This window comes from Lysobacter sp. FW306-1B-D06B (assembly GCF_038446665.1).
Classification (GTDB): Bacteria; Pseudomonadota; Gammaproteobacteria; order Xanthomonadales; family Xanthomonadaceae; genus Lysobacter_J.
The window spans coordinates 1,687,573-1,709,520 of sequence record NZ_CP151802.1 but is presented as its reverse complement, the minus strand read 5'-3'; the positions used below and the strand labels follow the sequence as shown (position 1 = coordinate 1,709,520).

Below are 21,948 nucleotides of genomic sequence, written 5' to 3'. Positions count from 1 at the left end.
CGATCAGCGTTCCCGCTCGGCAGCGGCCGCTGTGTCGTCGTGCAATACGCGCACGAGATGATTGAAGTCGTCCGGTGCCGGGGCGGAGCAACGCACGGGCTCGCCGGTCACGGGATGGGCGAATTCCAGCGTCTCCGCGTGCAGCGCCTGGCGCTTGAAGCCACGCAGCGTCTCGATGAGTTCCTCGGTCGCGCCGCGCGGCAGCTTCAACGGGCCGCCATACAGCGGATCGCCGATGATCGGATGCTTGAGGTGCGCCATGTGCACGCGGATCTGGTGGGTGCGGCCGGTTTCCAGGCGGCATTCCAGCAGGGTGTGCGCGCGGAAGCGTTCGCGCAGGCGGAAATGGGTGACGGCGTCGCGGCCGTCCTCGCGCACGGTCATGCGGATGCGGTCGCGCGGGTGACGGTCGATCGGCGCGTTGGCCGTGCCACCGGACACCAGCGCGCCGACCACGACGGCCAGGTACTGGCGGTGCACCTGGCGCGAGGACAGCTGCTCGATCAGCGCCGTATGCGCCTGCAGCGTGCGGGCCACGACCATGACGCCGGAGGTGTCCTTGTCGAGCCGGTGGACGATGCCCGCGCGTGGCAGCGTGTTGAGCGAGGGGTCGCGGTGCAGCAGCGCATTGACCAGCGTGCCGGCCGGATTGCCAGCGCCCGGGTGGACCACCAGGCCGGCGGGCTTGTTGATCACGAAGACGTGCTCGTCCTCGTACAGGACGTCCAGCGCGATGTCCTCGGGCTGCGAATGCGTCTGCACCTCCAGCGCGGCATTGAGGGTGACGGTCTCGCCGCCGCGGACCGGATCGCGCGGCCGGACCTCACGCCCGTCCAGGCGGGCGTCGCCGGATTTGATCCAGGCGGCCAGGCGGGAGCGGGAGAAGTCCGGGAACAGCTCGGCCAGGACCGCGTCGAAACGACGGCCGGCCGCGGCGTCCGGGACGGTCGCTTGCAGGAGGGCGGCCGGGGAATGGGAATCGGTGGTCATCGGACGGGCAGGATTCAGGGCGGGCATGCGGGGACTGCTATTATCCGGTCTTCGTACCTTCGGCGCCCGTCGAGATCCCATGACCCTACGCTCCGCCCCTTCGCGCCTGCTCGCCCTGCTGCTGATCGTCGCCTTCGCCGGCGTGGGCTGCAGCAAATTCAAGAACAAGGACGCGGACGAGGGCGTGCCCGTCGAGCAGCTGTACGAAAAGGCTCACAAGTCGATGGTCAACGGCAACTGGTCGGCCGCCGAGACCACCTTCAAGCGCCTCGTCGCCCAGTATCCGTACGGGCCGTACACCGAGCAGGCGCTGGTCGAGACCGCCTACGCCCAGTACAAGGCCGGCAAGCACGATGACGCGATCAGCAGCATCGACCGCTTCATCCGCACCTACCCGACGCACAAGAACATCGCCTACATGTACTACCTGCGCGGCCTGAGCAACTCCAGCCGCGACACGGTGTTCCTGCAGAAGGTGTGGACGCTGGACGCCAGCCGCCGCGACCTGGCGACCCCGCTTCAGGCGTTCAACGACTTCTCCATCGTCGCCGACCGCTACCCGAACAGCCGCTACGCCGCCGATGCGCGTGTCCGCATGGCCGGCCTGCGCGACATGTTCGCCCGCCACGAGCTCGACACCGCCCTGTACTACCTGCGCCGCACCGCGTACGTGGCCGCTGCCGAGCGCGCCAAGTTCCTGCTGGAAACCTACCCGCAGAGCTCGTACCAGAACGACGCCGTCGCCACGCTCGCCGCCGCCTACGAGGGCCTGGGCAACGAGGCGCTGGCCGCCGACGCGCGCCGCGTGCTGCAGCTCAACGACCCCAGCCACCCGTTCCTCGCCGGCAAGTGGCCGGACTATCCGAGCAACTGGCGCAAGCTCAACCCGTTCGCGGGCGAGAAGTCGGCGCTGGACAACGACTGACCGCTTCGGATTCCGCATCAGCAAAAACGCCGCCCTCGGGCGGCGTTTTTGTTTGCGCGCTCCGGCAGGTCAATGCCGGTAGCCGTTGCTGATCGGATACCGCCGCTCGCGCCCGAACGCGCGCCGCGAGACCTTGGGGCCCGGCGCAGACTGGTGGCGCTTCCATTCGCTGATGCGCACCAGGCGCAGCACGCGGTCCACGGTCGCCTCGTCGAAGCCGGCGCCGACGATTTCCTCGCGCGACTGCTCCTGGTCGACGTAGCGCAGCAGGATCGCGTCGAGCACGTCGTACGGCGGCAGCGAATCCTGGTCCTTCTGGTTCTCGCGCAGTTCCGCCGAGGGCGGCCGGTCGATCACGCCCTGCGGGATCACGCGGTCGCCGACGGTGTTGCGCCAGCGCGCGAGCTGGAAGACCTCGGTCTTGTACAGGTCCTTCAGCGGCGCATAACCCCCGCACATGTCGCCGTAGATGGTGGCGTAGCCGACCGCGTATTCGCTCTTGTTGCCCGTGGTCAGCAGCAGGCCACCGAACTTGTTGCTCATCGCCATCATCAGCGCGCCGCGCGCACGGGACTGCAGGTTTTCCTCGGTGGTATCGACCGGGTGGCCGGCGAACTGCTCGGACAGCGCATCGAGGAAACCCTGGAACGGCTTCTCGATCGGCACCGTCAACAGGCGCACGCCCTGCATGCGGCACTGCTCATCGGCCAGGTCGTTGGACAGGTCGGCCGTGTAGCGCGAAGGCATGCGCACGGCGGTGACGTTCTCCGCGCCCAGCGCATCCACCGCGATGGCGAGCACCAGCGAGGAGTCGATACCACCGGACAAACCCAGCCACGCCTGCTTGAAGCCGTTCTTGGCGAAGTAGTCGCGCGTGCCGCGCACCACGGCGCGCCAGGCCAGTGCGTCGCGGCTCTCGTCGCCGTCCTCCATCCACTGCACGGGCGAAAAACGGCGCGTGTCCGGATCGAAGTCCACCACCAGCCACTGGTCGGTGAAGGCAGCTGCCGCCGGATGCACGGTGCCGTCGCCGTCGGCGACGACCGAACCGCCGTCGAACACCAGCGCATCCTGGCCGCCGACGACATTGAGGTACACCAGGCCGACGCCGGTTTCCTGCACGCGCTGCGCCATCAGGGTGTCGCGCTCGGCATGCTTGTCGCGTTCAAACGGCGAGGCGTTGGGCACCAGAACCAACTCCGCGCCTTTGGCGACGGTGCTGGCGAGCGGCTCGGGGAACCAGAGGTCCTCGCAGATCACCAGCCCGACCTGCACGCCGTCCACGTCGAACACGCAGTCCTCGCGATCGGGGTCGACATCGAAGTAGCGGCGTTCGTCGAACACCGCGTAGTTGGGCAACTCGCGCTTGCGGTAGGTGTGCGAGATGTGGCCGTCGCGCAGCACGCTGGCCGCGTTGTAGACCACGCTGCCGGCCGCTTGCGGCCACCCTACCACGGCGACAATATCGCGCACGCCGGCGGCGACGCGTTCGATCGCCGCCTGGCAGTCGGCAAGGAAGCCGGGCCGCAGCAGCAGGTCCTCCGGCGGGTAGCCGCTGAGCGCTAGTTCGGGGAAAAGCACGACGTCGGCGCCGTACTCGTCGCGCGCCAGTTCGATCATCGTGGCGATGCGCTCGGCGTTCTGCTGGACCGCGCCTACGGGGAAGTCGAACTGTGCGAGGGCGATGCGGAGGGGGTTCGGCATGACCAACCTGTGCGTGCGTTGTGATCCGCGGGAACGAGCCTCGAAGGGCTCACCGGGCTGCGCCTATTGTTCCAGATCCCGCAGCGCGGGTCCGTGAGCACGATGCGCCAACGAAAAAGGCCGCCCGAAGGCGGCCCTTTTCGTACAACCACTCGCTGCGCTTACTTCGCCAGACGCTTGGCAATCGCCGCGCCCAGGTCGCCCGGCGACTTCACCGTGGTGACGCCGGCCTTTTCCATCGCGGCGAACTTGCCTTCCGCGGTGCCCGAGCCGCCGGAGGCGATCGCGCCCGCGTGGCCCATGCGCTTGCCCTTCGGAGCCGAAGCGCCGGCGATGAAGCCGACCACCGGCTTGGTCACGTGCTTGGCGATGAACTCGGCCGCTTCTTCCTCGGCGCTGCCGCCGATCTCGCCGACCATGATGATGCCCTCGGTCTGCGGATCGTTCTGGAACAGCTTCAGCGCGTCGATGAAGTTGGTGCCGTTGATCGGATCGCCGCCGATGCCGATGCAGGTCGACTGGCCCAGGCCCACGTCGGTGGTCTGCTTGACGGCTTCATACGTCAGCGTGCCCGAACGGGACACGATGCCGATCTTGCCCGGCATGTGGATGTGGCCCGGCATGATGCCGATCTTGCACTCGCCCGGCGTGATCACGCCCGGGCAGTTCGGACCGACCAGCACGGTGTCCGGGTAGCCCTTGAGCACGTTCTTGGCGCGCAGCATGTCCAGCACCGGGATGCCCTCGGTGATGCACACGATGACCTTGATGCCCGCAGCGGCCGCTTCCATGATCGCGTCGGCCGCGAACGGCGGCGGGACGTAGATGACGGACGCGTCGGCGCCGGTGGTCTTCACGGCTTCGGCGACGGTGTTGAAGACCGGCAGGTCGAGGTGCTTGGTGCCGCCCTTGCCCGGGGTGACGCCACCGACGACCTGGGTGCCGTACTCGAGCATCTGCTGGGCGTGGAAGGTGCCCTGCGAGCCGGTGAAGCCCTGGACGATCACCTTCGTGTTCTTGTTGATCAAAACGGACATGTCATCAGCCCCTTACTTGCCAGCGACGGCCGCAACGGCCTTCTTCGCGCCATCGTTGATGTCGTCGGCCGGGGTAATGGCCAGACCCGAGTTCTTCAGCAGTTCCTTGCCGGCTTCGACGTTGGTGCCTTCCAGGCGCACGATCACCGGCACCTTGACGTCGACTTCCTTCACCGCGGCGATGATGCCCTCGGCGATCATGTCGCAGCGGACGATGCCGCCGAAGATGTTGACGAAGATCGCCTTCACCTTGTCGGACGACAGGATCAGCTTGAAGGCCTCGGTCACGCGCTCCTTCGTTGCGCCGCCGCCGACGTCGAGGAAGTTCGCCGGCTCGCCGCCGTTGAGCTTGATCACGTCCATGGTCGCCATCGCGAGGCCCGCGCCGTTGACCATGCAGCCGATGTTGCCGTCCATCGTGACGTAGTTGAGGTCGTGCTGGCTGGCCAGCACTTCGGTCTCGTCTTCCTGGCGGATGTCGCGCATGGCGACCAGTTCCGGGTGACGGAACGAAGCGTTGTCGTCGGAATCGACCTTGCCGTCGAGCACGGCGAGGTCGCCGTTGGTGAGGATGGCGAGCGGGTTCAATTCGACCAGCGCCAGATCCTTCTCGTTGAACAGCTTGTAGAGGCCCAGCATGATCTTGGTCAGCTGGTTCACCTGCTTGGCGTTGAGGCCCATGGCGAAGCCGAGGTCGCGGCACTCGAACGGCTGCAGGCCCTGCACGTAGTTCACATGCAGCGCGTGGATGGCTTCGGGCTTCTCGGCGGCCACCTGCTCGATGTCCATGCCGCCTTCGGCCGACGCGATGAAGGTCACCGACTTGGTCGAGCGGTCGACGAGGATCGACAGGTACAGCTCCTTGGCGATGTCGGTGCCTTCGGAGATCAGCACCGAGTCGATCGGCAGCTCGACGCCGGCCGTCTGGTAGGTCGCCATCTTCGTGCCGAGCATCGCGGCCGCGTACTGCTTCACCTCGTCGTACGACTTGGCCAGCTTGACGCCGCCCGCCTTGCCGCGACCACCCGCATGGATCTGCGCCTTGACGACCCACAGGTCGCCCGGGATGGTCTTGGCGGCCGCGACGGCCTCGTCCGGAGTGCGCGCGACGCGCCCGGTCGGCACCGCGATGCCGTAGTCGGCAAACAGCTGCTTTGCCTGGTATTCGTGAAAATTCATGCGTCCACCGAGGGGAGTGAAAAGAATCCCCGCGGCCAGCGCCGCTGCGGGTCCCATGAGGTATCGGGACACCCGTTCGGCCGAGCGCGAGGGGGCCGTATTGTCGCCCATCCATGCGGCCCGGGCAAAACCGCCCCTCGGCCGACCCGCGCGCTGGCGGCCCGACCCGACCGCCGGCCATACTCGGCACATCGCTTCAGCACGGAAGGACCGCCGCTTGTCGATTGCCTCTGCCCGGCCCCCCGTTGCCGCCGACGCCGACAGCGCGCTGCGCCGCGAGCTGTACTTCTTCACGCTCTACCGCCTGTTCGAGGCGGCGCTGCTGGTGTTCTTCCTGTTCGGACCGGCCACCGGGCTGGTCGAGCCCCTGCGCAATGCGCTGGTCGCGCGCTCGATCGCCCTGTCCTACCTCTTCATCGCCGCCCTGCTCTTCGCCTTCGGCCGGCGCGGCGACCTGCGCGCACAGACCCTGACCGGCATCGGCGCGGACCTGTTCTTCGGCCTGCTGGCCATGCACGCGATGCCCGCGGCGGGGACCGGCATCGCACTGATGCTGCTGTTCAACGTCGGCGCGGCGGCGCTGTTGCTGCCGGCCCGGTACGGCCTGGGCGCGGCCGTGGTGGCGGTGCTGGGCCTGTTCGGCGAGTTCGTCTGGAGCAAGCTCGCCATCGAGAGCACCGACCGCACGTTGGCCGAACCGATGATGTTCGCGGTGGGCTACATGGCGATCGCGACACTGACCAGCATCCTCGGCCGGCAGATGCGCGAAAGCTATGACCTCGCCGAGCGCCGCGGCGCCGAGGCCGCGCACCTGGGCGAGATCAACGAACTCATCATCCGCCGCCTGCGCACGGGCGTGCTGTTGGTGGACCGCGGCGACCGCATCCGCCTGGCGAACGAAGCCGCCATGCTGCTGCTCGGCGACGCCGGCGAGAGCACCGACCTGCACGGCCAGCGCAGCCTGGCCGTGGCCGCGCCCGAGCTCTCGCGGCGACTGGAACGCTGGCGCCAGGACGGCAGCCACAACGACAGTCCGCTGCAGCTCGCGCCGGACCTGCCGGAAGTGGTACCGCGCTTCACCCGCCTGCTGGCGGGCAGCGAGCAGGTCCTGGTGTTCCTGGACGACACCTCGCTGCTGTCGCGCCACGCCGAGTCGATGACGCTGGCGACGCTGGGCCGCTTCTCCGCCAGCCTGGCCCACGAGATCCGCAACCCGCTGGCCGCGATCAACTACGCCGTGCAGCTGCTGGAAGAGTCCGACGACATCCCCACCGCCGAGCGCCGCCTGCTGGAAATCATCCGCCAGCAGGGCATCCGCATGAACGGCATCGTCGAGAACGTGCTGGGCATGGCGCGGCGCGAACCGGCCAAGCCGGAGCACGTGGAGCTGGTCGGCTTCGGCCGCCAGTTCGTCGAGGAATACCTGGCCAGCCACCCGCTCGACCTGGACACGCTGCGCACCACTTCGCAGGTGGCGCGGCTGCCGGTGCTGATCGATCCGCGCCACCTGCACCAGGTGCTCACCGTGCTGGTGCACAACGCGCTGACTTACGGGCGCATGCCGGGCGAACCGGCGCGGGTGACGGTGAACATCTACCCCGACGACACGGGCCTGCCCTGCATCGACGTGCTCGATCGCGGGCCCGGCATCCCCGAATCCGTGGCCTCGCGCCTGTTCCGGCCGTTCTTCACCACCTCCAGCCACGGCACCGGGCTCGGCCTGTACATCGCGCGCGAACTGTGTCGCGCCAACCAGACCACGCTCGATTACGTCGCGATGCCCGGCGGCGGCGGGTGCTTCCGGGTGCGCCTGATCGGCAGCCACACCCTGCTTACGGCATGAAGTTGCAAGCTGAATGCGCGATTGTGTGCGTGCACGCTTGGCTCTTCACGCGGCCTTAAGTTATCGTGAAGGACGGAGGGCAGGATGGCCGAAACACGTAGTGCATTGGTGGTCGACGACGAACGCGATATCCGCGAACTGCTCGTCATGACCTTGGGCCGCATGGGCCTGCGATGCGACACCGCCTCCACGATTGGCGAAGCCCGCGGCCAGCTCGCGCGCAATCGCTATGACCTGTGCCTGACCGACATGCGCCTGCCGGACGGCTCGGGCATGGACCTGGTCGCCGAGATCAGCCAGAAGCATCCGGAAACCCCGGTCGCGATGATCACCGCCTTCGGCAACGTCGAAGCCGCGGTGGAAGCGCTGAAGGCCGGCGCGTTCGATTTCGTCGCCAAGCCCGTCGACCTGGCCGTGTTGCGCGACCTCGTCCGCCACGCCCTGGACCTCAACGAACGCCGCAAGACCGCGCCGCCGGCCGATGCCGTGGCTGCGCGCCTGTACGGCCAGTCGCCGGCGATGGCGACCCTGCGCGGGACGATCGGCAAGGTCGCGCGCAGCCAGGCCCCGGTGTACATCGTCGGCGAGTCGGGCGTGGGCAAGGAGCTCGTCGCCCGCACGATTCATGCAGAAGGCGCGCGCTCCACGGGCCCGTTCGTGCCGGTCAACTGCGGCGCGATCCCGGCCGAGCTGATGGAGAGCGAGTTCTTCGGCCACAAGAAGGGCAGCTTCACCGGCGCCCACGCGGACAAGCCCGGCCTGTTCCAGAGCGCCGATGGCGGCACGTTGTTCCTGGACGAGATCGCCGAGCTGCCGCTGGCGATGCAGGTCAAGCTGCTGCGCGCGATCCAGGAAAAATCGATCCGCCCCGTCGGCGCCAACGCCGAAGTGCCGGTGGACGTGCGCATCCTGTCGGCCACGCACAAGGACCTGGGCGCGCTGGTCGCCGATGGCCGCTTCCGCCAGGACCTTTACTACCGAATCAACGTGATCGAACTGCGCGTGCCGCCGCTGCGCGAACGCCAGGACGACCTCGCGGGCCTGGCCGAGAAGGTGCTGCTGCGCCTTGCGACCGCGCAGGGACGCATCTTCCCGCCGACGCTCAGCCCCGATGCACTGGAAGCGCTGCGAGCGTATGCCTTCCCGGGCAATGTCCGCGAGCTGGAGAACATCCTGGAGCGCGCGCTCGCGCTGGCCGAAGGCGACAGCCTGACCGCCGAGGACTTGCGCCTGCCCAAGCCCGCCGGCGCCTCCGCGTCCGCGCCCATGGCCGCTGCCTCTGCGGCGCCCGCACCCGCATCGAGCGCCGCGGCCTCGCAGCCGTCGCTGATGGTGCCCGGCCAGCCCGCGCAGGCGATCGACCCGCGCACGCTCAATCCGCGCGACACCGCCAGCAGTCCCCTGCCCTCGTACATCGAGGAGATCGAACGCGCCGCGATCCAGCAGGCGCTGCAGGAGAACCGCTACAACAAGACGCGCACCGCGGCCGCGCTGGGCATCACCTTCCGCGCGCTGCGCTACAAGCTCAAGAAGCTGGGCATCGATTGACGCCCCTGGCGCGCGGACGCGCGCCGATCCGTCCATTGGCAATGCGCATCGCATGAGTGCGATGCGTCGGCGCGTGCGCCTCACATCAGCGAAGCGGGCCACCGCCAAACCGGGGTATCCACCACCCGATCGCCATACGGGCCCGTACAAAGACGTCAGGAATTTCCGGACAAACTGACGTAAATGGTCACGCCAGGAAGGGGCTGACAATCTGCGTCACACCGGCTCCGACGGCTTCTGACATTTATCGTGACCTCATTTCCAGTTCAGCAACCCCATGAGCGGAAAACGGCCTTGGCACGGGTTATGCGTGTACCTTAGCGGCACGTGCAGTGAGCACGGCTGCCCGAGGACCGGAAAAGCCGGCCCACTGGCACGTGAAGTCAAAACACTCCTAGGGGAAATCGTATGAAGAAGCAGCAGGGCTTTACCCTCATCGAACTGATGATCGTGGTTGCGATCGTCGCCATCCTGGCCGCCATCGCACTGCCGGCCTACCAGGACTACATGAAGCGTTCGAAGGTCTCGGAAGCCGTCGCTACCGCCGGCGCCTGCAAGACCTCGGTTGCTGAGTACGTCGCCGCCACGACCAAGCTGCCGGCCGACCTCGCCGCTGCCGGTTGCAGCGACGTCGCCAGCCAGTACGTCAGCAAGGTCAACGTCACCAACGGCAAGATCACCGTCACCCTGCAGGGTGTTGGCACGGGCGTGGACGGCAAGAACCTGACGCTGGAGCCGGTTCAGAACGGCGACACGATCACCGGTTGGACCTGCGCCACCGACGCCGAGAAGAAGTTCGTGCCGGGCTCCTGCCGAGGCTGATCGACGCTTCGCGTTTGTAGAGAAAGGGGGGCTCATGGCCCCCCTTTTTTTTTGCTAGTTTCGAATCGGGAGCCACGCACCGTGGCTGGGGAAGTCGGGGAATGACCGTCAACACGCAACGTCACGGAGCCGCGCTGCTCTGGATCTTCATCGCCTCGGGTTTTGCGGGGCTGATCTATCAGTCCATCTGGACGCAGTATCTGGGCCTGTTCCTGGGACATTCGGCGTACGCGCAATCGCTTGTGCTCCTGCTCTTCATGGGCGGCATGGCATTGGGCGCATGGCTGATCAGCCGCTTGAGCGATCGTCTGCAGCGTCCGCTGCTCTGGTATGCGGTGATCGAACTGGTGATCGGCCTGCTTGGACTGACGTTCAACCAGATCTACGGCGCCTCCACCTCGCTCGCTTACGACGTGCTCTTCCCCGGCGTCGGCAGTCAGGCCTCCGTCGGCGCGATCCGCTGGGCGATCTCGGTGCTGCTGGTCCTGCCGCAGTGCATCCTGCTCGGCGCGACCTTCCCGCTGATGAGCGCCGGCTTCCTGCGCCTGCGTCCGGATTCGGACGGCAAGGTCATCGCCGGCCTGTACTTCACCAACAGCATCGGCGCCGCCGCTGGCGCGCTCGCTGCCACATACCTGCTGCTGCCCCGTGTCGGCCTGCCGGGCACGATCTTCACCGCCGGCCTGCTCAACGTGCTGGTCGCGATGGCGGTGTATCCGATCAGCAAGAAGGAGGCGACCGTACCGACGGCATCTTCGGCACCGACGGATGCCGGCGGCGTCGCTCCGTCGCTCATCCTCATCGCTGCGGCGGTGACCGGCCTGACCTCGTTCGTCTATGAGATCACCTGGGTCCGCATGCTGTCGCTCGCGTTGGGCACCACCGTCCATGCGTTCGAGCTGATGCTGGCGGCCTTCATCGCCGGTATCGCGTTCGGCGGCCTGTGGCTTGCGCGCAACACCGACCGCATCCGCTCGCCGCTCAAGATGGTGGGCTGGGTGCAGATCTGGATGGGCGTCGCGGCCCTGGGCTCGATGTTCGTCTACGCCAATGCCTTCGAATGGGTCGGCTGGCTGATGCGCGTGCTCATGCGCTCGAATGAGGGTTACTCCCTCTACAACGTCTCCAGCGGCATCATCTCACTGCTCGTCATGTTCCCGGCCGCGTTCTTCGCCGGCATGACGCTGCCGCTGCTGACCATCATCCTGCTGCGTAGCGGCGCTGGCGAGCGCGCGATTGGCCGGGTCTACGCGGCCAACACGCTGGGCGCCATCCTCGGCGTCCTGCTGGCCGTGCACGTCCTGCTTCCCTTCGTCGGCCTGAAGTCGGCGCTGTGGATCGCAGCGGCCGGCGATCTGATCCTCGGCATCATCCTGCTGCGCCGTGCCGCCCAGAATGGTGCCCTCTCGCAACCGGCGATGGCGGGCGCGGTGACCGCGGTCGCACTGGTCGCCAGCATGGCGCTCGTTCACTTCAATCCGCTCGTTCTCGCTTCTTCGGTCTATCGCACGGGCAACACATCGCTCAGCGACCAGACGCAGATGTTGTTCTACCGCGACGGCAAGACTGCGAGCGTCGCGGTTTACGCAACAGAAGACGGCAAGGGCGGCACGACCATGTCGATCTCCACCAACGGCAAGGTGGACGCCGGCCTCACGGCATCCCTGAAGCACGAGCCACGCCCGGACGAGAGCACCATGATCCTCGCGGGCGCCCTGCCGCTGGCGCTGAAGGACAACGTCGACCAGGTCGGCGTGATCGGCTTCGGCTCGGGCCTCACCACCCACACGCTGCTGGGGAGCAAACGCGTCGGCCAGGTCGACACCATCGACATCGAACCGATGATGGTCGAGGGCGCGCGCCTGTTCGGCGAGCGCGTCGAACGCGCCTACACCGATCCGCGCTCGCACCTGCTGTTCGACGATGCGAAGTCGTACTTCTCCTCGGCGCGCAAGAAGTACGACGTGATCATCTCCGAACCGTCCAATCCGTGGATGGGCGGCACCGCTTCTCTGTTCTCCACCGAGTTCTACAAGTTCGTTCCGCGCCACCTCAAGGACGACGGCATCCTGGTCCAGTGGCTCCAGCTGTACGAGATCAACCCGACACTCGTCAGCTCGGTGCTGGCGGCGATGCTCCCCGAGTTCAACGACGTCCAGGCCTACATGGCCAACCAGGGTGATCTGATCATGGTGGCCTCGCCGAAGGGCAAGGTGCCGCCGCTGAAGGATCTGTTTGCCTCCGACCCGGGCCTGCGTGCGGACCTCGCGCGCGTGGGCTTCGGCACGCTGCGGGACCTGCAGGATGCGTACGTGCTGGACCGCCAGGGCCTGGCCGCCTTCGCCGCGATGTTCCCGACGCAGGCGAATTCCGACTACTACCCCGTGTTGCAGTTGAATGCACCGATGTCGCGCTTCAAGCGCGACATGGTCCTGGACCTCGGTCATGTGCTCAAGGCACCGTGGCCGGTGTCTGCCAGCATGTCGGACGTGCCCCGCCGCTCGCTGGAATCGCAACTGCCGGCCACTCGCCGCGAGCTCAGCAATGATCCGAAGTTCCACGCGGCCCGCGAGCTTCGTGAGGCCCTGGTCAGCGGCGCCCCCATTAAGGGAGAGTTCGCCGCCCGCGACGACGCGATGATGCTGGAGGCGCTGCGCGGCCTCGCCCAGACCTGCAAGCTCGACCAGACGCCCGCGCAGAGCGCGGAGATCATGCTGTCGCTCGCGATCGAAACGATCCCGTTCATGGATGCGAAGGCGAACCAGGATCTGTGGGTGCAGCCGGCCTGGCTCGGCGACTGCAAGCCGACGCATCCGCTGGTGGTGGACACGCTCGCCCTGCTCGCGGCTACTTCGACCGACGACCATGTCGCTGTGATCGAAGCGGGAGATCGCCTGCTCGGCGGCCCCAACGCCGGATTCATCTTGAGCAACGGCAACGCCAGTTACTACGTCTGGGGTGCGATGCAGTTCGCGGCCTACCGCCTCCAGAACCCGCAGCTCAGCCAGGCCCTGGACGCAAAGTACGGCGGCAAGATCGCGCGCAAGGTCAGCGATCAGATCCCGATCCGTCTGGTGCGCTCGCTGGCGGCGGGAGAACGTGGCGTTCCCGGTGAACAGGCCACGGCAGCCGGGGGACGTTAGCCCCCGGTTCGTCGCGAAGCGTATTACGTGAAACAGTGCCGGCCCTCGGCAAAGGATTGATGTACATTCCCCAGTGGGGAAGTACCTGGGGGCCACCATGAACGTAGCTGCTACCGCCAACCTGGTGGGGATCACCGGCATTGCCCGGCGCCTGGTCATGGACGGGGCGTTGGACGACAACGCGGCACGGCAGGCGCTCGCCGCCGCCACCGCGGCCAAGCAACCGATCACCGCCTACCTCGCCGAAAAACGTCTCGTCACGCCAGGCCAGCTTGCGGCCGCCAACTCGATCGAGTTCGGCGTGCCGTTGTTCGATGCCACGGTGCTCGACGCTTCGCAGTCGGCCATCAAGCTGGTCAGCGAATCGCTCGTCCGCAAGCATCAGATCCTGCCGCTGTACAAGCGCGGCAACCGCCTGTTCGTTGGCGTCTCGGATCCGACCAACACGCTGGCGCTGGACGAAATCAAGTTCCAGAGCAACCTCGCGATCGAACCGATCCTGATCAGCGAGGACCAGATCCAGCGCTGCATCGAGAAGTGGCTGGAGGTCAGCGACAACCTCGCCGACACCGTCGGCAACGACGAAGGGCTGGAGAACCTCGACATCTCCGGTGGCGATGACATCGCCGCCGACAACACCGTCGACGTCAAGACCGACGACACGCCGGTCGTGAAGTTCGTCAACAAGGTGCTGGTGGACGCGATCCGCCGCGGCGCGTCGGACATCCACTTCGAGCCCTACGAAACCGAATACCGCGTTCGCCTGCGCATCGACGGCCTGCTCAAGCAGGTCACCAAGGTGCCGACCAATCTGTCCGGCCGCATCGCCGCGCGACTGAAGGTGATGTCGCAGCTCGACATCGCCGAAAAGCGCGTGCCGCAGGACGGCCGCATCAAGCTCAACATCTCCAAGACCAAGCAGGTCGACTTCCGCGTCAGCACGCTGCCCACGCTGTTCGGCGAGAAAGTGGTGCTGCGTATCCTCGACGGCAGCGCGGCCAAGCTCGGCATCGACAAGCTGGGTTACGAGGACGATCAGCGCGCGCTGTACGAACAGGCGCTGGCCAAGCCTTACGGCATGGTGCTCGTCACCGGCCCCACCGGCTCCGGCAAGACGGTGTCGCTGTACACGGGCCTGAACATCCTCAACGAGGAACAGCGCAACATCTCCACCGTCGAAGACCCGGTCGAAATCCGCGTGCCGGGCATCAACCAAGTGCAGATGAACGTCAAGCGCGGCATGACCTTCGCCGCCGCGCTGCGCAGCTTCCTGCGACAGGACCCGGACGTGGTGATGGTCGGCGAAATCCGCGACCTGGAGACGGCGGAGATCGCGGTGAAGGCCGCGCAGACCGGTCACCTCGTGCTCTCCACGCTGCACACCAACGATGCCCCGCAGACCGTCTCGCGCCTGATGAACATGGGCATCGCGCCCTACAACATCACCTCGTCGGTGACGCTGATCATCGCCCAGCGCCTTGCGCGCCGACTGCACGACTGCAAGCAGGAAGTGCATCTGCCGGAGCACGCCCTGCTGGCCGAAGGCTTCACCCACAAGGAAGTCGAAGCGGGCATCAAGATCTACGAGGCGGTCGGCTGCTCCGACTGCACCGAAGGCTACAAGGGCCGCACCGGCATCTACCAGGTCATGCCGATGACCGAAAAGATCCAGGCCATCATCCTGCAGGGCGGCAACGCGCTGGACATCGCCGAAGCCGCCAAGCAGTCCGGCGTGCGTGACCTGCGCATGTCGGCCCTGCTCAAAGTGAAGAACGGCGTCACCAGCCTTGCCGAAATCAACCGCGTAACCAAGGACTAACCCATGTCCGCGACCCGTACCGCCACCAAAACCGCTCCCGCCACACGCCGCCCCAATGCGATGGGTGTCTTCGTCTGGCAGGGCACCGACAAGCGCGGCAAGGTGATGAAGGGCGAGCAGCCGGCGAAGAACGCCAACGCGCTGCGCGCCGAACTCCGCCGCCAGGGCATCACGCCGCGCACGGTCAAGCCCAAGGGCAAGCCACTGCTGGGCGGTGCCGGCCGTCGCATCACCCCGCTCGACATCGCGATCTTCAGCCGCCAGCTGGCAACGATGATGAAGTCGGGTGTGCCGATCGTCGGCGCCATCGAGATCATCGCGAACGGCAACAAGAATCCGCGTATGACGACGATGCTCAACTCGATCCGGTCGGATCTGGAGAGCGGCTCCTCCCTGTACGAATCGCTGAGCAAGCACCCGGTCCAGTTCGACGAGCTCTACCGCAACCTGGTCAAGGCCGGTGAAGGCGCGGGCGTGCTGGAGACCGTGCTCGACACGGTCGCCACGTACAAGGAAAACATCGAAGCCCTGAAGGGCAAGATCAAGAAGGCGATGTTCTACCCCGCCGCGGTGGTCGCGGTGGCGCTGATCGTGTCGTCGATCCTGCTCGTCTTCGTGGTGCCCCAGTTCGAGAGCGTGTTCAAGAGCTTCGGCGCGGACCTGCCAGCGTTCACCAAGATGGTGATCTCGATGAGCGACTTCATGGTCGCTTATTGGTGGCTGGTGCTGATGATCGTTGTGGGCACCATCGTCGCCTTCGTCATGGCGAAGAACCGATCCGTGGCGTTCTCACGCTTCCTCGACCGGATGATTCTGAAGCTGCCAGTAGTGGGCCAGATCCTGCACAACTCCGCCGTCGCCCGCTTCTCGCGCACGCTGGCGGTGACCTTCAAGGCGGGCGTGCCACTGGTGGAGGCACTGGACATCGTCGCCGGCGCGACCGGCAACGTGGTTTACGAAGACGCGGTGCGCAACATCCGCGACGACGTTTCGGTCGGCTACCCGGTCAACATGGCGATGAAGCAGGTCAACGTGTTCCCGCACATGGTCGTGCAGATGACCGCCATCGGTGAAGAAGCCGGTGCGCTGGACACCATGCTGTTCAAGGTCGCCGAGTTCTACGAGCAGGAAGTCAACAACGCGGTGGACGCGCTGTCGAGCCTGCTGGAGCCGATGATCATGGTGTTCCTCGGCGTGGTCGTCGGCGGCATGGTGGTGGCCATGTACCTGCCTATCTTCAAGCTCGGCGCGGTCGTGGGCTGACGCCCCAGGATTCCGTCGGACAGGACTTCGGGCACAATCCCACGCATGGCATTCCTCGATCAAAACCCCGCCATCGGCTATCCGCTGGCGGCCGGACTCGGCCTGCTGGTCGGCAGCTTCCTCAACGTGGTCATCCTGCGCCTGCCCAAGCGGCTGGAGTGGCAGTGGCGGCGCGACAGCCGGGAGGTGCTCGGCGAGCCCGACACCTACGATCCGCCGCCACCGGGCATCGTGGTGGAGCGGTCACACTGCCCGCACTGCAAGCACCAGCTGTCGTGGTACGAGAACATCCCGGTGTTCAGCTACCTCGCGCTGCGCGGAAAGTGCCGCAACTGCAAGGCGCCGATCTCGCCGCAGTACCCGTTGGTGGAAATGCTGACGATGCTGCTGGTGCTGGCCAGCGTGTGGAAGTTCGGCTTCGGCTGGCAGGGATTCGGCGCGATCGTCTTCACCTGTTTCCTGATCGTGCTGTCGGGCATCGACCTGCGCACGCAGTTGCTGCCGGACCAGCTGACGCTGCCATTGATGTGGCTGGGACTCATCGCCGCGTCGGACAACCTGTACTTCCCGGCCAAGCCGGCGTTGCTCGGCGCGGTGGCGGGCTACCTCAGCCTCTGGATCGTGTGGTGGCTGTTCAAGCAGCTCACCGGCAAGGAAGGCATGGGGCACGGCGACTTCAAGCTGCTGGCCGCGATCGGCGCATGGACCGGGCTCAAGGGCATCCTGCCGACCATCCTGCTCTCCTCCGTGGTGGGCGCCGTGGTCGGTTCGATCTGGCTTGCGATGAAGGGCCGTGACCGCGCGACGCCGATCCCCTTCGGCCCGTACCTGGCCATCGCCGGCTGGATCACCTTCTTCTGGGGCAAGGAACTCGTCGGCACGTACATGCAGTACGCCGGCCTGAAGTAGACCGGGCCGTCGCGCGCCGGTTTACCCTAGCGGTTCCGCGGCTGCGTCCTGGTCCATGAGCGAGTTCATCGTCGGCATCACCGGAGGCATCGCCTCCGGGAAGAGTGAAGTCACCCGGCGCTTCGAGGCGCTCGGCATTGCCGTGGCCGACGCCGACCTCGCCTCGCGCCTTGCGGTCGCGCCCGGCTCCGACGGGCTTGCGGAAGTGGTCGCCGCGTTCGGCGCCGACGTGCTCGCCGCCGACGGCAGCCTGGACCGTGCCGCCATGCGTCGCCATGTGTTCGGCGACGAGGCCGCACGCCGGCGCCTGGAATCCATCATCCATCCCCGCGTGCGCACCGCCCTGCTCCAGGCGTGCGCCGAGGCGACGGGGACGTACGCGATCGCCGCGATCCCGTTGCTGGCCGAAGGCGGCGGTCGCGAGGCCTACCCGTGGCTGTCGCGCATCCTGGTGGTCGATGTGCCCGTCGATGTGCAGCGCGCGCGGGTCATGGCGCGCGATCACGTCGATGCGGAACTGGCCCAACGGATGATCGCCGCGCAGGCCACGCGCGACCAACGCCTGGCGATCGCCGACGACGTCATCGTCAACGACGGACCGATCGACGCCCTCGCCGCCCACGTCGCCGCACTCGACCGGCGCTACCGCGCGATGGCGAACGCGCACGCCTGAAGCGTCACGCGGGGCGGGACGCGGCCTCAGACCGTCGGCCAGAGCCCGCGTATGGCGGCGATGCCCTGCGCTCCGTTGGCTCGCGCCTCTTCGATGTCGGCCGGGTTCAAGCCGCCGATGGCGTAGATCGGCAGCGAGACGCTCTCGCGCATCGTGGCAAAGCCTTTCCATCCCATGCCCGCGACGCCCGGATGGCTGGGCGTGGGTTTGAGCGTGCCCAGGACCGCGAAATCGCAACCCAATGCCTGTGCGGCCCGCAGATCCTCGATGCCGTGGCACGACGCGGCCACCGGCAACCCGGCCGGAAGGGGCCGGGCGGACAGCGCGTGCAGGCGTTCGGCGGGCAGATGCAGGCCGATGCCGAATTCCGCGGCCAGGTCGGCATCACGGCTCACCAGCGCTTCTGCGCCGGCCTGACGGCAAAGCGCAGCGGCGCGCGAGACCAGTGAACGCCAGCGCGTCGCGTCGAGTCCGGGAGCACGCAGTTGGACGCGACGGACGCCGTTCGCCAGCGCCTGCTCCAGTTGCGCCAGCCAGACCTCGTCGCCATCGCCCGGCGGCGGGGTGACCAGATAGTGCGCCGGCTGCAGCAGCGCGGCGACCACGGGACGGTCGGCGGGCGGCATCGAATAGCTGGGAAGTTTCTGCGGCGGCACCCAGACCAGCGCCTGGCCCTCGCGGCCTCGTGCATGACCTCGCCATGCGGCGATGTTGCGCACATCCAGGCGCAGGCGTTTGTCGGGATAGCGCTGCGGCACGTTGATCAGCGCGGTGCCGATCTCGACCTCGATGCCGAGCTCCTCGTGCAGCTCACGCGCCAGTGCGTCCTCGGCGGATTCCCCGGGCTCGTGCTTGCCGCCGGGAAACTCCCACAAGCCGGCCAGGTCACGGCCTTCGGTGCGACGGGTGAGCAACACACGACCGCGCGCATCGCGGATGACGCCGGCGACGACTTCCACCTGGCGCAGCGAACCGACCGGCGATGGCGCCGACAGCGGATGCGGGTGGGGCGCCTGGATGCTCATCGGGAAACCAGGGCGTTCAGACCCTGCGACCTACCCTCCCCCGCGTACGGGAGAGGGCGTCTGGAGCGGCTGCCGTCAGGCGATCTGCCCATGGCAGTGCTTGTACTTCTTGCCGCTGCCGCAGGGGCAGGGATCGTTGCGGCCGACGTTGGCGAACACGTCGCCACCGCCCGCGGCACGCGCCTGCGCGGCTTCTTCATCGGCGCCGTAACCGCCCACATCGGCGTGCTGGAACTGCATCTGCCGCGCCTGCGCTTCCGCAGCCGCGCGCTCCTGCGCTTCCATTGCGGCGATCTCTTCCTCGCTGCGGATGCGCACGCGCGCCAGCAGGCCGACGACCTCGCGCTTCACCTTCTCCAGCATTTCGGAGAACAGCTCGAAGGCTTCCTTCTTGTATTCCTGCTTCGGCTGCTTCTGCGCGTAACCGCGCAGGTGGATGCCCTGACGCAGGTAATCCATGCGCGCCAGGTGCTCCTTCCAGTTCTGGTCGAGCACGTTGAGCATGATGTGCTTCTCGAGCAGGCGCATGGTCTCGCCGCCGAGCTGCGTCTCGCGCTGGCCGAAGTGCTTCTCGACCTCTTCCTGCACCAGGCGCTCGATGGTCTCCGCGTCGAGCTCGTCGCGCTGCTTCGCGATCCCGACCAGGTCCATCTGCACGCCGAATTCCTCCTCCAGCGTGGACTGCAGGCCCGGCAGGTCCCACTGCTCGTCGATGGAGTTCAGCGGCACGAAGCGCGCGACCGTGTCGGCGACGACGTCGCCGCGGATGCCTTCCACGTTGTCCTGCACGCTCTCGGCTTCCAGCAGCTCATCGCGCTGGGAGTAGATGACCTTGCGCTGGTCGTTGTTGACGTCGTCGAAGTCCAGCAGGTTCTTGCGGATGTCGAAGTTGTGGGCCTCGACCTTGCGCTGCGCGTTGGCGATCTGCTTGGTCACCAGCGGGCTTTCGATGATGTCGTCTTCCTTCAGGCCCATGCGCGCCATCACGCGCTGCACCCAGTCGGCCGCGAAGATGCGCATCAGGTTGTCTTCGAGCGACAGGTAGAAGCGCGAGGAGCCCGGGTCGCCCTGGCGACCGGCGCGGCCGCGCAGCTGGTTGTCGATGCGGCGGCTCTCGTGGCGCTCGGTGCCGACGATGTGCAGGCCGCCGGCGGCCTTGACCGCTTCGTGGCGCGCCTGCCATTCGGATTTCAGGCGGGCCTTGGTGACTTCGTCGATCTCGCCGCCGTTCTTGGCTTCGAGTTCGGAGACTTCGTTCTCCAGCGAACCGCCCAGCACGATGTCGGTACCGCGACCGGCCATGTTGGTGGCGATGGTGATCGCACCCGGACGGCCCGCCTGCGCGACGATCTGCGCTTCGCGCTCGTGCTGCTTGGCGTTGAGCACTTCGTGGTGGATGCCGGCATCGCGCAGCTGCTGGCTGAGCATTTCCGACACTTCGATCGAGGTCGTGCCGACCAGCACCGGCTGCTTGCGCGCGTTGGCGTCCTTGATCTCGTTCAGCACCGCGCGGTACTTGCCGTTGCGGTTGAGGAACACCGCGTCCGGATGGTCCTTCCGCTGCACCGGCCTGTTGGGCGGAATCACGATGACTTCCAGGCCGTAGATGGTCTGGAACTCGTAGGCTTCCGTATCGGCCGTACCGGTCATGCCGGACAGCTTCTTGTACATGCGGAACAGGTTCTGGAAGGTGATGCTCGCCAGCGTCTGGTTCTCGCGCTGGACCGGCACGCCTTCCTTCGCTTCCACCGCCTGGTGCAGGCCGTCCGACCAGCGGCGGCCCGGCAGCGTGCGGCCGGTGAATTCGTCGACGATCACGACTTCGCCATCGCGGACGATGTAGTCCACGTCGCGCTGGTAGATCGCATGCGCGCGCATGGCGGCATTGAGGTGATGGACCACGCTCAGGTTCTGCGCGCCGTACAGCGCGTCGTCGTCGCCCTGCAGGATGCCCGCCTGGCGCAGCAGGCTCTCGGCGAGTTCCTGGCCGGCTTCGGACAGGTGCACCTGCTTGCTCTTCTCGTCGACCCAGTAGTCGCCTTCGCTGTCTTCCGTCGCCTGGCGGGTGAGCTGCGGAACGAGGCGGTTGACCTTGATGTACAGCTCCGGCGACTCGTCGGCCGGGCCGGAAATGATCAGCGGCGTGCGCGCCTCGTCGATCAGGATCGAGTCGACTTCGTCGACGATCGCGTAATGAAGGCCACGCTGGAAGCGGTCTTCCTTCGACAGCGCCATGTTGTCGCGCAGGTAGTCGAAGCCGAATTCGTTGTTGGTGCCGTAGGTGATGTCCGCGCCATAGGCCGCGTGCTTGTCGCCGTGCGGCATGCCCGGGTAGACGACGCCGACCGACAGGCCCAGCCAGTTGTACAGGCGGCCCATCCAGGCCGAGTCGCGGCGGGCCAGGTAGTCGTTCACGGTGACGACGTGGACGCCCTTGCCTTCCAGCGCGTTGAGGTAGACCGGCAGGGTCGCCACCAGGGTCTTGCCCTCGCCCGTGCGCATCTCGGCGATCTTGCCCAGGTGCAGGACCATGCCGCCGATCAGCTGGACGTCGTAATGGCGCATGCCGAGCACGCGCTTGGATGCCTCGCGGCAGACGGCGAAGGCCTCAGGGAGGATCTTGTCCAGCGATTCGCCGTCGGCGATGCGCTTCTGGAATTCCGGAGTCTTGGCCTGCAGCTCCTCGTCGGAGAGCTTCTGCATCTCCCCTTCGAGGGCGTTGATCTTGAGGACGGATCGTTGCAGTTGGCGCAGCAGGCGTTCGTTGCGGCTGCCAAAGACACGGGTAAGCAGGCTGTTGAACATGGAGTACTGGGGTCCGGGAAGCGGAACAGGGAAACCGGCGGGGCAGGACGCATTCAGAGTCCGCGTCCGCCGATGAGTTCCCCGAAGGAAGTCTGGTCGGCTCAAACGAAATCGGGGCGCCGCGCGCCCCGATCGTATCGAGCCTGAACTGTGGCCACGCCGATTGTAGCGTGGGGACACCGGCCCGTGCTTGCAAGGCGCGGCTGACCGGCCGTGGCGCGATCCGCGACCGCCTTCGCAACCCGCCTTGGGGCGGGTCGCGG

Annotated in this window: 15 protein-coding genes; 9 read left to right on the top strand and 6 right to left on the bottom strand. The window is 66.9% G+C overall.

Translation table 11 applies throughout. The features are described from left to right. Positions 1–3: 3 nt before the first annotated feature. The gene (gene rluD / locus AAFF32_RS07855) at positions 4–990 is read right to left on the bottom strand and encodes a 23S rRNA pseudouridine(1911/1915/1917) synthase RluD (protein ID WP_342317001.1); all 987 of its coding nucleotides are present in this window, start codon (positions 988–990) and stop codon (positions 4–6) included. A 79-nt stretch (positions 991–1,069) separates the two neighbouring features. On the opposite strand from rluD, the gene AAFF32_RS07850 reads away from it, so the two are divergent. Next, positions 1,070–1,915 (top strand): outer membrane protein assembly factor BamD, encoded by an 846-nt coding sequence (locus AAFF32_RS07850; protein WP_216960162.1) that lies wholly within the window; start codon positions 1,070–1,072, stop codon positions 1,913–1,915. Between the two features lie 69 nt (positions 1,916–1,984). On the opposite strand, the gene AAFF32_RS07845 is transcribed toward AAFF32_RS07850, so the two are convergent. The 3 genes from AAFF32_RS07845 to sucC form a co-directional block, all read right to left on the bottom strand. Then, positions 1,985–3,619: an NAD+ synthase gene (locus AAFF32_RS07845; protein ID WP_216960176.1), complete on the bottom strand. Its 1,635-nt coding sequence runs from the start codon at positions 3,617–3,619 to the stop codon at positions 1,985–1,987. A 161-nt stretch (positions 3,620–3,780) separates the two neighbouring features. Further along, positions 3,781–4,656 carry a succinate--CoA ligase subunit alpha gene (gene sucD / locus AAFF32_RS07840; protein WP_216960179.1) on the bottom strand — a complete coding sequence of 292 codons (876 nt, stop codon included), beginning with the start codon at positions 4,654–4,656 and terminating at the stop codon, positions 3,781–3,783. 12 nt (positions 4,657–4,668) lie between these two features. Then, on the bottom strand, positions 4,669–5,835 hold the full coding sequence (gene sucC / locus AAFF32_RS07835; RefSeq protein ID WP_342317000.1) for an ADP-forming succinate--CoA ligase subunit beta: 1,167 nt from the start codon (positions 5,833–5,835) through the stop codon (positions 4,669–4,671). A gap of 217 nt (positions 5,836–6,052) precedes the next feature. On the opposite strand from sucC, the gene AAFF32_RS07830 reads away from it, so the two are divergent. The 8 genes from AAFF32_RS07830 to coaE all read left to right on the top strand — a co-directional run bounded on the left by AAFF32_RS07830 (position 6,053) and on the right by coaE (position 17,855). After that, complete coding sequence (locus tag AAFF32_RS07830; protein ID WP_254200192.1) at positions 6,053–7,678, top strand: ATP-binding protein; 1,626 nt, start codon at positions 6,053–6,055, stop codon at positions 7,676–7,678. Between the two features lie 84 nt (positions 7,679–7,762). After that, the gene (locus AAFF32_RS07825; RefSeq protein WP_216960187.1) at positions 7,763–9,226 is read left to right on the top strand and encodes a sigma-54 dependent transcriptional regulator; all 1,464 of its coding nucleotides are present in this window, start codon (positions 7,763–7,765) and stop codon (positions 9,224–9,226) included. Positions 9,227–9,634: 408 nt separating this feature from the next. Continuing rightward, positions 9,635–10,048, top strand: coding sequence for a pilin (locus AAFF32_RS07820; protein ID WP_342316998.1), 414 nt, complete (start codon positions 9,635–9,637; stop codon positions 10,046–10,048). 101 nt (positions 10,049–10,149) lie between these two features. After that, entirely contained in the window at positions 10,150–13,191 is a 3,042-nt protein-coding gene (locus AAFF32_RS07815) for a fused MFS/spermidine synthase (protein WP_342316997.1), read from the top strand. 97 nt (positions 13,192–13,288) lie between these two features. Then, the gene (gene pilB, locus AAFF32_RS07810; RefSeq protein ID WP_342316996.1) at positions 13,289–15,010 is read left to right on the top strand and encodes a type IV-A pilus assembly ATPase PilB; all 1,722 of its coding nucleotides are present in this window, start codon (positions 13,289–13,291) and stop codon (positions 15,008–15,010) included. A 3-nt stretch (positions 15,011–15,013) separates the two neighbouring features. Next, positions 15,014–16,273, top strand: coding sequence for a type II secretion system F family protein (locus AAFF32_RS07805; RefSeq protein ID WP_216960198.1), 1,260 nt, complete (start codon positions 15,014–15,016; stop codon positions 16,271–16,273). Positions 16,274–16,318: 45 nt separating this feature from the next. Beyond that, positions 16,319–17,182, top strand: a complete 864-nt coding sequence (locus AAFF32_RS07800) for an A24 family peptidase (RefSeq protein WP_216960201.1) — start codon at positions 16,319–16,321, stop codon at positions 17,180–17,182. Between the two features lie 55 nt (positions 17,183–17,237). Continuing rightward, a complete protein-coding gene (coaE, locus tag AAFF32_RS07795) occupies positions 17,238–17,855 on the top strand; it encodes a dephospho-CoA kinase (protein WP_342316995.1) in 618 nt (205 codons plus the stop codon). Between the two features lie 26 nt (positions 17,856–17,881). On the opposite strand, the gene AAFF32_RS07790 is transcribed toward coaE, so the two are convergent. Together AAFF32_RS07790 and secA are read right to left on the bottom strand one after the other, a co-directional pair. Next, positions 17,882–18,880, bottom strand: a complete 999-nt coding sequence (locus AAFF32_RS07790) for a Nudix family hydrolase (protein ID WP_342316994.1) — start codon at positions 18,878–18,880, stop codon at positions 17,882–17,884. Positions 18,881–18,955: 75 nt separating this feature from the next. Continuing rightward, the gene (secA, locus tag AAFF32_RS07785; protein ID WP_342316993.1) at positions 18,956–21,685 is read right to left on the bottom strand and encodes a preprotein translocase subunit SecA; all 2,730 of its coding nucleotides are present in this window, start codon (positions 21,683–21,685) and stop codon (positions 18,956–18,958) included. Between the last annotated feature and the right edge of the window lie 263 nt (positions 21,686–21,948).

Excerpts from the sequence above, each read along its gene's own strand:
- rluD (WP_342317001.1), bottom strand. The coding sequence starts at position 990 with ATGACCACCGATTCCCATTCCCCGGCCGCCCTCCTGCAAGCGACCGTC.
- secA (WP_342316993.1), bottom strand. The coding sequence starts at position 21,685 with ATGTTCAACAGCCTGCTTACCCGTGTCTTTGGCAGCCGCAACGAACGC.
- AAFF32_RS07790 (WP_342316994.1), bottom strand. The coding sequence starts at position 18,880 with ATGAGCATCCAGGCGCCCCACCCGCATCCGCTGTCGGCGCCATCGCCG.
- coaE (WP_342316995.1), top strand. The coding sequence starts at position 17,238 with ATGAGCGAGTTCATCGTCGGCATCACCGGAGGCATCGCCTCCGGGAAG.
- pilB (WP_342316996.1), top strand. The coding sequence starts at position 13,289 with ATGAACGTAGCTGCTACCGCCAACCTGGTGGGGATCACCGGCATTGCC.
- AAFF32_RS07815 (WP_342316997.1), top strand. The coding sequence starts at position 10,150 with ATGACCGTCAACACGCAACGTCACGGAGCCGCGCTGCTCTGGATCTTC.
- AAFF32_RS07845 (WP_216960176.1), bottom strand. The coding sequence starts at position 3,619 with ATGCCGAACCCCCTCCGCATCGCCCTCGCACAGTTCGACTTCCCCGTA.
- AAFF32_RS07825 (WP_216960187.1), top strand. The coding sequence starts at position 7,763 with ATGGCCGAAACACGTAGTGCATTGGTGGTCGACGACGAACGCGATATC.
- AAFF32_RS07800 (WP_216960201.1), top strand. The coding sequence starts at position 16,319 with ATGGCATTCCTCGATCAAAACCCCGCCATCGGCTATCCGCTGGCGGCC.
- AAFF32_RS07850 (WP_216960162.1), top strand. The coding sequence starts at position 1,070 with ATGACCCTACGCTCCGCCCCTTCGCGCCTGCTCGCCCTGCTGCTGATC.
- AAFF32_RS07820 (WP_342316998.1), top strand. The coding sequence starts at position 9,635 with ATGAAGAAGCAGCAGGGCTTTACCCTCATCGAACTGATGATCGTGGTT.
- AAFF32_RS07805 (WP_216960198.1), top strand. The coding sequence starts at position 15,014 with ATGTCCGCGACCCGTACCGCCACCAAAACCGCTCCCGCCACACGCCGC.
- sucD (WP_216960179.1), bottom strand. The coding sequence starts at position 4,656 with ATGTCCGTTTTGATCAACAAGAACACGAAGGTGATCGTCCAGGGCTTC.
- sucC (WP_342317000.1), bottom strand. The coding sequence starts at position 5,835 with ATGAATTTTCACGAATACCAGGCAAAGCAGCTGTTTGCCGACTACGGC.